The 12,559-nt window shown below is 60.7% G+C and carries 10 protein-coding genes and 1 pseudogene; 1 reads left to right on the forward strand and 10 read right to left on the reverse strand.

Translation table 11 applies throughout. From position 1 onward, the window contains the following. Positions 1–12: 12 nt before the first annotated feature. From JMY28_RS28175 to JMY28_RS28210, 8 genes and pseudogenes are all read right to left on the reverse strand, one after another. Complete coding sequence (locus JMY28_RS28175) at positions 13–804, reverse strand: hypothetical protein (RefSeq protein WP_236597081.1); 792 nt, start codon at positions 802–804, stop codon at positions 13–15. A gap of 162 nt (positions 805–966) precedes the next feature. After that, the gene (locus JMY28_RS28180) at positions 967–1,935 is read right to left on the reverse strand and encodes a 3-hydroxyacyl-CoA dehydrogenase NAD-binding domain-containing protein (RefSeq protein ID WP_201699191.1); all 969 of its coding nucleotides are present in this window, start codon (positions 1,933–1,935) and stop codon (positions 967–969) included. A 243-nt stretch (positions 1,936–2,178) separates the two neighbouring features. After that, positions 2,179–4,308 carry a recombinase gene (locus JMY28_RS28185; RefSeq protein ID WP_201699192.1) on the reverse strand — a complete coding sequence of 710 codons (2,130 nt, stop codon included), beginning with the start codon at positions 4,306–4,308 and terminating at the stop codon, positions 2,179–2,181. Positions 4,309–4,632: 324 nt separating this feature from the next. Next, positions 4,633–4,982, reverse strand: a pseudogene (locus JMY28_RS39070) (IS3 family transposase); the annotation flags it as partial. Between the two features lie 217 nt (positions 4,983–5,199). Then, positions 5,200–6,051 carry a 3-hydroxybutyryl-CoA dehydrogenase gene (locus JMY28_RS28195; RefSeq protein WP_201699193.1) on the reverse strand — a complete coding sequence of 284 codons (852 nt, stop codon included), beginning with the start codon at positions 6,049–6,051 and terminating at the stop codon, positions 5,200–5,202. Between the two features lie 34 nt (positions 6,052–6,085). Beyond that, positions 6,086–7,276 carry a beta-ketothiolase BktB gene (gene bktB / locus JMY28_RS28200; protein ID WP_201699194.1) on the reverse strand — a complete coding sequence of 397 codons (1,191 nt, stop codon included), beginning with the start codon at positions 7,274–7,276 and terminating at the stop codon, positions 6,086–6,088. Between the two features lie 630 nt (positions 7,277–7,906). Next, positions 7,907–8,653: a carbonic anhydrase family protein gene (locus tag JMY28_RS28205; protein ID WP_201699195.1), complete on the reverse strand. Its 747-nt coding sequence runs from the start codon at positions 8,651–8,653 to the stop codon at positions 7,907–7,909. 73 nt (positions 8,654–8,726) lie between these two features. Further along, positions 8,727–8,867: a hypothetical protein gene (locus JMY28_RS28210; RefSeq protein ID WP_201699196.1), complete on the reverse strand. Its 141-nt coding sequence runs from the start codon at positions 8,865–8,867 to the stop codon at positions 8,727–8,729. Positions 8,868–8,981: 114 nt separating this feature from the next. Here JMY28_RS28210 and JMY28_RS28215 point away from each other — a divergent pair, with 114 nt between their 5' ends. After that, positions 8,982–10,673 (forward strand): phage integrase family protein, encoded by a 1,692-nt coding sequence (locus JMY28_RS28215; RefSeq protein ID WP_407945551.1) that lies wholly within the window; start codon positions 8,982–8,984, stop codon positions 10,671–10,673. Between the two features lie 24 nt (positions 10,674–10,697). Here the strand turns inward: JMY28_RS28215 and bfr are convergent, their stop codons facing one another. Both bfr and JMY28_RS28225 read right to left on the reverse strand, forming a co-directional pair. Continuing rightward, the gene (bfr, locus tag JMY28_RS28220; RefSeq protein WP_201699198.1) at positions 10,698–11,174 is read right to left on the reverse strand and encodes a bacterioferritin; all 477 of its coding nucleotides are present in this window, start codon (positions 11,172–11,174) and stop codon (positions 10,698–10,700) included. A gap of 147 nt (positions 11,175–11,321) precedes the next feature. Next, entirely contained in the window at positions 11,322–12,554 is a 1,233-nt protein-coding gene (locus JMY28_RS28225) for an MFS transporter (RefSeq protein WP_201699199.1), read from the reverse strand. Between the last annotated feature and the right edge of the window lie 5 nt (positions 12,555–12,559).

Here is a 12,559-nt window from a genome sequence, read left to right on the forward strand (position 1 = left end):
AGCCGAAGCTGCTCAGTACAAAGCGATGCCGGTGATGTGCCCCAGCTTGAATATCAGCTCCTTGTTTCCCGTCTCCAGGTCGACGCGCCAGATCTGGCCGCCTAGATCCGCGACGAAAGCAGCGTTGGCACCGGCGTCCACCGCGAGACCGATAGCTTCCGCGAAGCCCACGCAGATGACCTGAGAGTCCAGCAACCCGTCCGGTGTCAGCCGCGCGCGGTTGAGGCTATTGCCGTACGGTGCCGCGCCGCGATCCGTCCAGTAGAGCAAGGCGTTTTCAGCGTCGATTTCCAGATCGATGGGTTCGGGAAGATCCTTGAGTAGCACCTTAATATCGGATCGGTTAGCCGCGGTTTCGCCAACGGGCATCTCCAGCCCTGCGCTAAATATCCGCCCTTGCCCTCCCTTGGCCGGCCCCTTCTGAGTCCAGAGTATTCGCTGGTTGGCGTGATCCAACGCAATTCCGACACATTGATTGAGAATCGCGCTTTTCCCGCCTTCGGCGCTGGAGCGATCGACGAGGCGCGTCAATTCGCTACCGTCTGTTTTGCTGCGCCATACCGCGCCGCCTTCACGGTCGCACCAGTACAGCAGTTCACGAGAAGCATCGAGGTAAAGCTGCTTGGGCGTGGTGAAAGCTCGTTTCCCGGCGAGAACGTGGCGGTTTTCGCCGTTCAGGTCAATCGCTTCGATGCTACCGTCGTCGGCGTTGAAATCCAGACCCATGTTGGTCCAGTAGATGGTGTTTCGCCGTTTGTCGAATTGAATACCATCCGGGGTTCCCTTCAATTCATCGACAATCAATCGAAAATCGCTGCCCGTAACGTCGATTGAGAATATCGAAGGATGATCGGTCCGGAGTGCTAGTATTCTCTTCGTAGAACAAATAGATTTATCTGACATTCTAATATTTTTTCTGTTTGAGTTTCGCCGGCAATCGCTTCGAGTAAGCTTTTCGCCAATTTTTCACGGCTTGTCGTGTATTTGAGCCAAGCCGTTTATGATCGTGACTTCCTTGACGTCCCGATCGGTATTCAGCTGTGTAATGGAGGCGGCGCCGTAAGCCTCGCCGATCTGATCGAGTAGCATCTTCTTGGTGTCTTCGTCGAAATGAACGTTCCTGGAGGCTTCATCCTCCCAGCGCGATTCCATGCCGGGTGCGAGATGTTCGACGAAATGTGCAAACCCCCCGTCGCCACCGCCAAGGTGAAACGACAGGAAGGGACCGCCCGTTGCCCAGCGAATGCCGAGTGAGCTGGTGACCACTTTGTCGAGATCCTTGATCGAGACGACGCCTCGCTTGACGAGCGACACGCACTCCCTGAAGATCGCGCTCTGCAGGCGATTGGCCACGAACCCTGGAACTTCCTGCTTGATTTCAAGCGCGACCTTGCCGATCGTGGCATAGAAGTCGATCGCCTTGGCCGTCAATTCCGACGGGGTCTTTTCACCCGGCACGACCTCGACCAGCGGCATCAGATGGGGTGGATTGAACGGGTGTCCAATGATCAGGCGCCCCGGCTGTTTGAGTTTCACAGACTGCCTGGTAGCACCGATGCCTGAACTGGACGACAGCAGCAACGCCGACGCCGGCGCTGCGCTTTCGATCTCTGACCAGAGATCGATCTTGAATTCCAGACGCTCCGGCCCATTTTCCTGGACGTAGTCTGCGCCTGCTACCGCCCTGGCCAGATCACTTTCGAAAAACAGACTCCCGGTATCGACCTCGGTGTAACCGAGTGCGAGCAACGAAGGCGTGGCTTCGTCGATATAGGCGAGAACTTTCTGCTCGATGCCGGGCATCGGATCGGTGACCGTGACCCGCATGCCATTGGCGAGAAACAGCGCTGCCCAGGATGCGCCGATCACGCCGCCACCGATAACGGTAATGTTCTGACGTGCGACCTTTAAAGACCGCTTTACTTCATTCGACATATCAAGCTCCCAATTAATTGACGCATGGGTGTAGCCCCATACGTAGTGCGACGAGTCCACGACGATACCCAGCGGCGTCCTCCCGTTGGCCGCGCGTTTTGATACGCCTAAGGGTGAAGTCGTCGATTAAACGTGAGTTGAAGACGCGTACGAAGCGCAATGCCAACGATCTGTCTCGTGGCATACGCGCCGGACAACGCGGATATCACACTTCAAGCAAACTACGAGAGCGACGACGGGGGTTTAGCTGGACTCCCCGCGCGCATCCGTGTCCGTTGATAAATGTGAACGAGGGGGGAAGAAGAATTCACTCGGGTAATGACGCAGGCGTCGCAGCACGTCGCGCAAGAGCCTGCGTGTCTCGGAAAGCGTAACGCCGCGCGCGCGCAGCGCGACCCACATCGCAAGGCTAAAGCTGACAAGCAGGTTCACCGCCCCGATTGTCCAGGTGCCCACGACGGCTGCCAACATCAGTGAGTGAGGTGCAGCGAAGTTGAGCGAGACGCTCGCGAAGCCCGAGTAGGTTGACACGAACGCGACGTGCCGGATGTCGATCGGGAGGTCGAACAGCACACCGAGCGCCCATACACCGCTCAACATGAAGCCAAAAACGAAATTTCCGATTAGCGCGCCGAGATTGTCTTTCACATAGTTGGCTAACCGCTGAAGGTGACGCTCGCCGAACACGCGGCGCGCCCAGCGGATATGCATGATGCGCTCGGGGATGCGCTCATAGGTGCACACGTTGTCGCAATAGCCGTTGATCTGACCGGCAAAAAAGAGACACACACCCGCGATCGCGGCATAGAAAAGCGTGGAGGGTCTGAACGCCACCTCCTTGAGCAGTTCAGTCGCCGCCGCGGGGCTGATGAACGAATGCCCCATGACCTGCCGGTACGCCAGACCGATCAACACCGCAACGGGCACGGCAAGCGCGATGTTGCCTAGAATCGCTGCAGTCTGGCTGCGCATGGTCCGCACGATGAGCGTCACAAGGTGTTCGAGGTCGCGGCCGCCCTTGCGGCTGTTGTCCTTGATTGCCGCGGCGAGCGCATGGGCCGTCATCGCGGGCTGCTTGGTGGCCACGGTGCCGCGCAGGACGTGAATCAGGACGAAGCCGAGTCCATAGTTGAGGCCAAACCCGATCGATTCGTTGAGCGGCGTCCAGCCGAGTCTCGCGATCATGAACTTGAGCGCGGACATGAAGCCGATCAGGAAACCACCGAGTAGCGCGGAGCGCAGCAGCGCAAAGTAGTCCTTACGGTTCGACGTAATATAGTGCTCGCCTGCACGACCGACATTCTCCGTCACACGTAGCGCGATCAGCTCGACGTTCTGCCGGAAATAGTCGTGCAGATTGTTGCGGCAACATTCAGCCTGGATCAATTCGGACGCCAGTTCGGCGATCATGGGCAGCACGATATCGGCACCGCGTTGCTCGTGCAGCGCGGCCACCACACCGATCAATCTTTCCGCCCGCGCCAGATGTTGTTTCAGACGCAACAGATGCAGCGTTAACGAAACGCTGGTGCCGGTCTGCGCGGCGCGCATGCGAATGCGGTCGCCCACCGCGCGGCATTCGTTCAGCAGCGCCGCGAGATGCTCCGCGTCCACGCCTGCAGCGCGGGCGCGGGTCGTATTTCCGTTGCAACAAAGCTGGACATCGGTCGACGGCGCCGCGTTCGGCGATGTATTGAAGCGCGCGAGATACGCGATCATTTCCTGGTTTTGCGCCATGAATGGCGAGCAATCCGAATCGAGCGTCGAATCGTGCCGAAGCATTTCACGCTCCAGACCAATGGCTGCAATACGGTAAGAGAGCACACGCAACGCTTCGAGCAACTGGCGTAGCGGCTGTACAGCGTCCGGCGCGTCGCGTGCGCAGGTCGGCTCGGGCACCTCGTCAAAGCGCAGCGCGCGCAACAGTTTGGCCCAGGCATCGATACCAGCCTCTCGAACCCACAGATGATCGCTTGCCCGTTTGAAGACCTTGGCGATCACATCGCACAACTGGGACAGGTCGAAGAGATCGGGAAGCAGCGTGCTTCGAGCGAGGCGGCGCGTGACTTCGGCGACAAAGCCGCTATTCGGAAAAATGCCGACGTCCGTGTAGAGTGCCACCTGCCTGCGCTCCGCCAGGAGGCGCAATAACGCATCACGCAGCCTCGCCCGATATTCGGCGTGCCGTTCGAGCAGTACGCAGAGTGTGTGGATGGCATGCCGTGCCGCATCGCCGTCGTTTGCGCGGTGTGGCCGCATGCAACTGACGATATCGTTCAGGAGACCGATATCGGGCTCGCGAACGTGAGCAACACGACTCAGGACAGACTCGATAGCCGATTGATGGTCTTCGGGAGCGACGGGATTCTTCATAGGCTACAGGGCGACATGTGCGATGGATCAGGTGCGACGTGTACTGAAGACGCGGTGCCAGCGGCAGGAGGCGATCCCGATTGCGGGAGTGCTGATCGGCAGGTGTTGGTGGACGCGACAGGTTAAAGGCAGCACAACGTCAGAGAAAGTCGAACGTCGCCTTGAGTTGTTGGCGGTCAAGCTCTTTCGTTGACGCGCGCGCGGCTCTGCGTGGCCGGCGGCGATTGGTCGCGGTTGGTCGCGACTGGTCGCGCACGAATGCGGATGGATGGACTGCCAGCGCTTAGGTGACCTTGCCTCGTTTCCACGTACAGCAAGGCATGTCAACCCAGCCTCGTAGTCGAGAGGGGTATGGAAGTCGATCGAGGTCTGCAAGCGTTGCCGATTGCAATAGCCTTCGATCCAGTCGACGATGTCCAGACGAGCGAGAGCACGTCTTTCGTAGTTAGCCTGATAGAGTCTTTCGACTTTCAGCGTCTTAAAGAAGCTCTCCGTCGGGGCGTGATCCGACGCATTAGCGCGCCGCCTCGTCTAGATGCTTGCCTTGAAGTCGGCGGCCAGTTTCCGGTACGCCCGGTTCACGTATTGGCTTGCGCGGTCGGAATATAACGGCAGCTCCCTACCGGTTTGCGTTGCCAGCACGCGCTGCGCAGTGTCTGGCAGACCAGACACGCTCCGAAGGAAGTCCCCTTGGGGGATTACCAGGTTTCGCCGGTCCTGACGAACGCGATGTCGCCGACCGACGCCTGATTGGGCTGCCAGTCGTCGAAAGGACGATCAAGCAGATTGCAGCCACGCGGTAATTTCCGCTTTTAGCTACATGGATATGTCAGCGTTTTAGCGTTGCGTTCTCCCGGTACAAGCACGCAACGCCGATTCCCTTGCAGATCTCTAGTCGTAACTGTAGACGCCGCGCCCAGTCTTGCGGCCCAGACGCCCGGCGGCCACCAGTTCACGAAGCAGCGGACACGCGCGGTATTTCGAATCGCCAAAGTCCTTGTAAAAGACGTCCATGACCGAAAGGACCACGTCGAGCCCAACGAGGTCGGCCAGCGCCAACGGGCCAATCGGCTGATTCGCACCGAGACGCATACCGGTGTCGATATCCTCGGCTGGCGCGACACCTTCGGCCAGCAGGAAGAAAGCCTCGTTGATCATAGGCACGAGAATGCGGTTGACCACGAAGCCCGGCGAATTACGCACACTGATTGGCGATTTGCCGAGCCGCAATGTCAGTTCGCGGACCGCCCCCGCGGCGGCGCTACCGGTTTCGAGGCCCCGGATGATTTCAACGAGCGGCATCAGCGGCACCGGATTGAAGAAGTGCATGCCGACAAGGCGCGACGGGTCGGCAAGCGCAGCACCAAGCGTGGTGATCGAGATTGATGACGTATTGGAAGCGAGAATGGCGTCGGGACGCGCGACCGCTTCAATCTGCTTCAAGATGCGCAACTTCAGATCGAGGCTTTCGGTGGCCGCCTCGATAATCAGCCCGGCAGCGCCGAGCCGCTGATAATCCGTGGATGTCTCGATGCGCGCAAGCGCGGCGTCGCACGCCGCCGCGTCCAGCTTGTCTTTCGCCATGAGCCGATCGAGGCTTCCCCTCACTGTGGCGAGGCCTCTGTCGAGCGCCGCGTCGCTGACGTCGACCACGATCACGCGCAGGCCAGCGAGCGCGGCGACCTGCGCGATGCCGGAGCCCATCGTCCCGGCGCCGACAATTCCCAATGTTTCGATTTGCATTGCTTTTTATCGCGCGACCGAAGTCGCGTTCAACTTATGACTGAATGTTTTCGAAAATGGCGGCGATACCCTGGCCGCCGCCAATGCACATCGTGACGAGCGCGTAGCGGCCGCCAATGCGCTTGAGTTCGTGCAGCGCCTTCACGGCAATCAGTGCGCCAGTCGCGCCAATGGGATGGCCGAGCGAAATACCCGAACCATTCGGGTTCACCTTTTCAGGGTCGAGGCCGAGTTCCTGCGTGACCGCACATGCCTGGGCAGCGAAGGCCTCGTTCGACTCGATCACATCGAGGTCCGCGACAGACAAGCCCGCGCGCTGCAACGCAAGACGCGTAGCCGGCACCGGGCCAATGCCCATGTAGAGCGGATCGACGCCGGCGTGTGCATATGCCACGAGTTTCGCCATCGGCGCGAGGCCGCGCGCCTCGGCCGCTTCGCGCGACATCAACAGGACGGCTGCGGCAGCGTCGTTGATGCCGGAAGCGTTGCCCGCCGTGACCGTACCGTTCTCTTTCGCAAATACGGGCTTGAGCTTCGCGAAGTCGTCGATCGTTGCATCGTGGCGCAAGTGCTCGTCGGTGTCGAAGACGCTCTCGCGCCCTTTCACCGCGCGCTTGACCGGCACGATCTGGCTGGCGAACCGGCCTTCGGCGATAGCCCTCGCCGCGCGGCGATGCGACTCGAGCGCGAGATTGTCCTGGCGCTCACGCGTAATGCCATAGCGGCCCGCGACATTCTCGGCGGTGACGCCCATCGGCACAGTGTGGAAAGGATCGTTGAGCGCGCCCAGCATCATGTCGATGAGGCGTGCGTCGCCCATACGTGCGCCGAAGCGCGCCTCGGTCGTGATGTACGGCGCGCGGCTCATGTTCTCGGCACCGGCGCCGATCGCGACCTCAGCATCGCCGAGCAGAATGGTTTGCGCGGCGGAAACGATCGCCTGCAAGCCCGAACCGCACAGCCGGTTGACGTTGAACGCAGGCGTCGAATCAGGAATGCCGGCATTGATCGCGGCGACGCGCGACAGGTAAAAGTCCCGCGGCTCCGTGGCGATCACGTTGCCGAACACCACATGCCCCACGTCCTTTGCTTCGACGTGGCTGCGCGTGAGCAGTTCGCGCACGACGATTGCACCGAGTTCGGTCGGCGGCACATCCTTCAGGCTGCCGCCGAATTTTCCGATCGCGGTCCGCACGCCGCCCACCACCACGACTTCCCTGTTCATATGGATTCCTTAGTTATCTGTTTGCTGCCTGTGATGCGGCGGCGCAGCGTGTTGCTACGCCTGGTCCCGACCTGTTTCGCAGGGACCCAAGGCACGTCATGCGAATCCTAGCGCCAACAGAAGCCGGACAGACTGATGAAATCGGCCGACATACTGACAAAACTGGCCATGTCATGCCGTCAACCGTGGCCAGACAATGGACCTCGATGGTGCCTGTCTGCTAAAGGCATCGTGCAGCGCGTGGTTTCGTCAAGGGCGATCCAGCACCCTTTAAGCGCTCGAGTCTATAAGGCTCGCCGGCCCCGGCTGGGTCGAGCGCACCCAGATCATCGGAGAAATCGTCAGGCTGTCCGGCAGCGGTTTCATGACGCGCGGAGGAGACTCGGCGACCGGCGCGGAATCTCGCCCAGATGTTCGTCGATGCGTTGCGGCAGATCGAATCGAACGTCAGAATCAGGGTGCAACGCTCCCCCGCGCGGCGCAAGCGTGCCGAGGTCCTCGGTGAAGTTTTCCAGATCGTCCGGCGCAATGCCGTACGGTGTCGCCACCTTGCGTTATTGACCTTGGCGAATCAAAAAATACTCGCGCCTCACAAGAGCTACGAATTGTTCCCGAATCGCCATCGAATTCTCATAGAAAGGTTAGCTTGCCGTTCTTGATGTCATACATCGAGCCCACCATCTTTACGTTCCCTTTGTTTTCCAGATCGGACAGGATCGGACTTCCACTGCGGATCGCAGCTATCGCGCCCTGAACATTCGACCTCGCCACAGCATCGACAAATTCATCATTTTTACTGGTTCGCTCTCCAGAGTATTGCGTTGCCGTGATGGCCGGCTGAATCTTCTGGAGCAAACCCGTCAAATTTCCCAACTGAACGTTATCGATTGCACCCTTTATCGCCCCGCATGCGGTGTGCCCCATCACCAGAATCACTTTTGCGCCGGCAACGGCACAAGCGAACTCCATACTCCCGAGTATGTCCTGATTTGCGATGTTTCCCGCGATTCTGGCATTGAACGTGTCGCCGATTCCCATATCCAGAATGATCTCTGCTGGCGCGCGAGAGTCGATACAACTGAGGACGATTGCTGCAGGGTACTGGCCGGTAGCGCTTGCTCGCTTCTGCGCGAGAAAATCCTGCTTTTTCATCTTGCCGGTGCGAAACCGCTCGTTGCCGGCTTTCATCATTTCGATGATCTGATCTGGAGTCAGTGCGTTGCGCTGCGATTCGGACAGCGCCGCCGCCTGCACATCGCTCACGGCGAGCTGCGTGCCTGCAACGATAGTAGCCACGCTGATGCCGGCCTTTATCCACCTGCGCCTTCCGCCATCCGCCGGGTCGTCGGGAACGTCAATCGCCGTGTTTGCAGACATTGGAAATCTCCTTTATTTGCGGAGGTCGAGCCTTGACTCGGGGAGAGACCTTGATCGATGTTCGCTAACAGCCTCAAATCAGCACAAAGCAAACGAGAAGATGGCTGGTCAGAGTATAGGCGGCGTGTGAAATCGTGATATTTGGCTGCGCCTGCGCCAGGAGGACTGAACTGTCTTCCGGCACCCCGAGTTCCTGAACCGCAAAGGCACCCACGGCGCCCTCTCGTTTTCCACGGAAATTCGGTCTCATCCACGTCTATAAAGATAATCCTTCTTATCACAAGGCACCAATTTTTACGCTAAACTCCGATGCATGAAAACGCGCCACATGCCCTTGCCGGCCCCCGCTCCCAGCGACCCGCCCGGATTTCCGGATGCCGACGAACTCGCCATGCTGCGCGCGTGGTATGCGGGCCTCGCCGTGCGGGCCGCCGTCGAGCGCTATCTGCCCTCGGCGCTAGGCGAAGGGAAATCGGCGCGTGGCGTGCTCGGGCGCATCCGGCGCAGGCTGATCGCCATCGCGCGCGCGGCGCATCGCGACGATCTGGTGGCGCTGTTCGAGCACCCGGTGGAAGAACGCGAGCGCCACGCCAAGGCTGTCGCCCAGGCAATCGACAGCCTGCGCACCGCCCGCCCCCCCGAACCCCAGATCGCCGACGACATCGCACAGTGGTTCGCTCCGCGCGCCGTGCGGGTGCTGTACGCGCACGGCATTACCACGCTCGCCGACCTAACCGTGCGCATTCCGCGCCGCCGCCAATGGTGGAAGGCCGTGCCAGGACTCGGCATGGCGAGCGCCCGCGCAATCGAAGCGTTCTTTGCGACGTGGCCCGCACTTACGGAAAAGGCGCGCGCGCTCATCGTGGCGAGCCAGCGCGGCGACATCGCACCGTGGGAATCCTTGAAGCTGCCGCACGAAGTCGATGGCTCCGAAGGCGCGTTCCGGGCACCTCGCGCGACCTGCACGCTGGACGCTTCGAACGACTATGAAGCCGTGCAGACCTGGCTGGCGCTCCATGAATCGCCCGCCACGCAGCGTACCTACAAGAAGGAAGCCGAACGCCTGATCCTCTGGGCGATCGTCGAGCGCGGCCGCGCGCTCTCGTCGCTCACGACCGAAGATGCCATCGCCTACCGCGCGTTCCTGCGTCATCCCTCGCCGCGCGGCCGCTGGGTCGGGCCTGTGCGGGTGCGCACCTCGCCGGACTGGCGGCCGTTCAACGGCAGCCTCTCAGCGCGCTCGGTCGCCCATGCGCTGTCGATCCTCGGTGCGCTGTTCCGCTGGCTCATCGAGCAGCGCTACGTGCTCGCCAATCCGTTTTCCGGCGTGAAAGTGCGCGGCGCGAGCGGCACACAGGTCCTCGATACCTCGCACGCATTCAGCGAAGGGGAATGGGCGCTCGCGCGCACGATTGCAGACGGCCTGGAATGGTCATACGGCTGGTCGGCGCCGGCGGCACAGCGGCTGCGCTTCCTGCTGGATTTCGGTTATGCGACCGGCCTGCGCGCGAGCGAGTTGGTTGGCGCCACGCTCGGCCACGTCGAGACGGATGCACGCGGCGATCACTGGTTGCGCGTCACGGGCAAAGGAAAGAAGCTTGCGCGCGTCGCCTTGCCGCCGCTCGCCTGGGAGGCGCTCGCGCACTATCTGGCCGAACGTGACCTGCCGGTCGTGCCCCTGCGCTGGAATCCCGCAACCCCGGTCATCGGCAGTCTCGAGGCCGACAGCGACGCCACGATCAGCAGCGCGCGTTTGTGGGGTGTGCTTCGGCGTTTCTTCCTGCTGGCCGCGAAGGCCATCGAGGCCGATCATGCGCCGCTTGCAGAAAAGCTGAGGCGCGCGAGTCCGCACTGGATGCGCCACACGCATGCTACGCACGCGCTCGGGCGCGGCGCGGAACTCACCACGGTGCGCGACAACCTGCGGCACGCTTCTGTCTCGACCACCTCAATCTATCTGCACAGCGACGAGGTCAAACGCGCACGGCAAATCGCGGATGCATTTGCCAAGCCAAAGTGAGCATGATCCACGCCGGATTGCGTATCAGCTGACCGATCCCATCGCCGACTGCTGATAGTTTTCGAGGCCGATCTTGTCGATCAACCCAAGCTGGATTTCCAGCCAGTCGATGTGATCCTCGGTGTCGTCGAGGATCTCGACGAAAATCTCCCTCGACACGAAATCCCGAACGGATTCGCAGTACACCACGGCTTCCTTGCACTGTGCCTGCGCAGTCCGTTCGAGTTTGAGGTCGCACTCGAGCACCTCGCGCACATCTTCGCCAATCAGAAGTTTGCTAAGGTCCTGCAGATTGGGCAGACCATCTAGCATGAGAATCCGCTCGATCAGTTTATCGGCATGCTTCATCTCCTCAATCGACTCGTCATATTCATGTTTGCCGAGTGCCGCGAGGCCCCAGTGTCCATACAGCCGCGCGTGCAGAAAATACTGATTAATTGCCGTCAGCTCGTTCTTTAGTTCCGCATTGAGATATTCGATAACTTTCGGATCTGCTTGCATAACTCCCTCCAGAACGCTGCGCCGTTGCTGCGTCGAGACAATTACAACGAGCATAGACATTCGGCGCGCGCACCGTGCGAACGAAAGCGTCAATGAGAAGAATTCCGCTTTTCATCTGCCCGATTTGTACAGAGGAATGACACGCGCTCAGCCCAGCTTGATGTCGATGCGATCCGCTTCCCTGATGGCGGGAAACGCGAACATCCACACCGCCGCGGCGACGATCGTTCCGATTCCGCCGAGCGCCACTGCGGGAACCGTTCCAAGCAACGCGGCGGTCACACCCGACTCGAAGGCGCCCAGTTCGCTCGACGCCCCAATGAACAGCGCATTGACCGCCGACACGCGCCCGCGCATAACGTCGGGCGTCGCAAGCTGAATCAGCGACGTGCGGATATTGACGCTGACCATGTCGCTCGCGCCCACCACGGCAAGCGCCAACCACGACACCCAGGCCGAGCGCGAAAACGCGAAAACCAATGTGGCCACGCCGAACACGATCACCGCCGCAAAGAGCTTGGGGCCGACGTTACGTTCAGGAGGGAAGCGGGTCAGCACCAGTCCGACGAGACAAGCGCCAACGGCTGGCGCGCTGCGCAGCGCGCCCAGGCCTTGCGGCCCCATCTTGAGGATGTCTTGAGCGTAGACCGGCAACAAAGCCGTCGCACCGCCTAGCAGCACTGCAAACAGATCGAGGGAAAGCGCGCCAAGCACGACCGGTTCAGAGCGCACGAACGCAAACCCCTCCTTCACACGCGCGATGCGCCCTTGAAGCGACAACCGTTCGCGCCTCGACCGCTGGCTGCACAACGTCATCGCACCCGCCGTCGCCGCAAAGAAGGCAAACGCACAGACCAGATACGCGACGCTCGAGCCCATTGCATAGCAGACGCCACCCACGACTGGCCCGAGGACGACCGCCATCTGCCAGGCTGTGGAACTGGCAGCGACCGCGCGCGGCAGCCGATCCGGTGGCACGAGCAGCGGCAACAGCGCCTGTGCGGCTGGTTCGGCGATCGCTCGCGCCGTGCCGAGCAACAAAAGCACGCCATAGAAGAGCCATAGCCCTTTCGTATGCAGCAGGGACAACGCGAGGAACGAGAGTGCGCAGCAGCATTGAAGCGCAAGGCCTGTTACGACGAGCGGGCGCGGCGACAACCGATCGCAAAGTTCCCCTGCGGGCAGCGTCATCAACACGGCAGGAATAAACTCCACGATGCCGACGATACCGAGCGTGAGCGGTGTTTGCGAGATCTTGTAGACGCTCCATCCAATCACGACGGACAACGCGAGCGTCGACGCTTCCGAAAGGAACCGCACGCCGAGGCATATTGGCAGGTCTCGTCGTCGATACGCTTCATTGTGGGCTTGCGTGTTCATCGATG

Origin of the sequence: Paraburkholderia hiiakae (assembly GCF_904848665.1) — a bacterium.
GTDB lineage: Bacteria > Pseudomonadota > Gammaproteobacteria > Burkholderiales > Burkholderiaceae > Paraburkholderia > Paraburkholderia hiiakae.

Excerpts from the sequence above, each read along its gene's own strand:
- JMY28_RS28180 (WP_201699191.1), bottom strand. The coding sequence starts at position 1,935 with ATGTCGAATGAAGTAAAGCGGTCTTTAAAGGTCGCACGTCAGAACATT.
- JMY28_RS28185 (WP_201699192.1), bottom strand. The coding sequence starts at position 4,308 with ATGAAGAATCCCGTCGCTCCCGAAGACCATCAATCGGCTATCGAGTCT.
- JMY28_RS28195 (WP_201699193.1), bottom strand. The coding sequence starts at position 6,051 with ATGCAAATCGAAACATTGGGAATTGTCGGCGCCGGGACGATGGGCTCC.
- bktB (WP_201699194.1), bottom strand. The coding sequence starts at position 7,276 with ATGAACAGGGAAGTCGTGGTGGTGGGCGGCGTGCGGACCGCGATCGGA.
- JMY28_RS28205 (WP_201699195.1), bottom strand. The coding sequence starts at position 8,653 with ATGTCTGCAAACACGGCGATTGACGTTCCCGACGACCCGGCGGATGGC.
- JMY28_RS28215 (WP_407945551.1), top strand. The coding sequence starts at position 8,982 with ATGCCCTTGCCGGCCCCCGCTCCCAGCGACCCGCCCGGATTTCCGGAT.
- bfr (WP_201699198.1), bottom strand. The coding sequence starts at position 11,174 with ATGCAAGCAGATCCGAAAGTTATCGAATATCTCAATGCGGAACTAAAG.
- JMY28_RS28225 (WP_201699199.1), bottom strand. The coding sequence starts at position 12,554 with ATGAACACGCAAGCCCACAATGAAGCGTATCGACGACGAGACCTGCCA.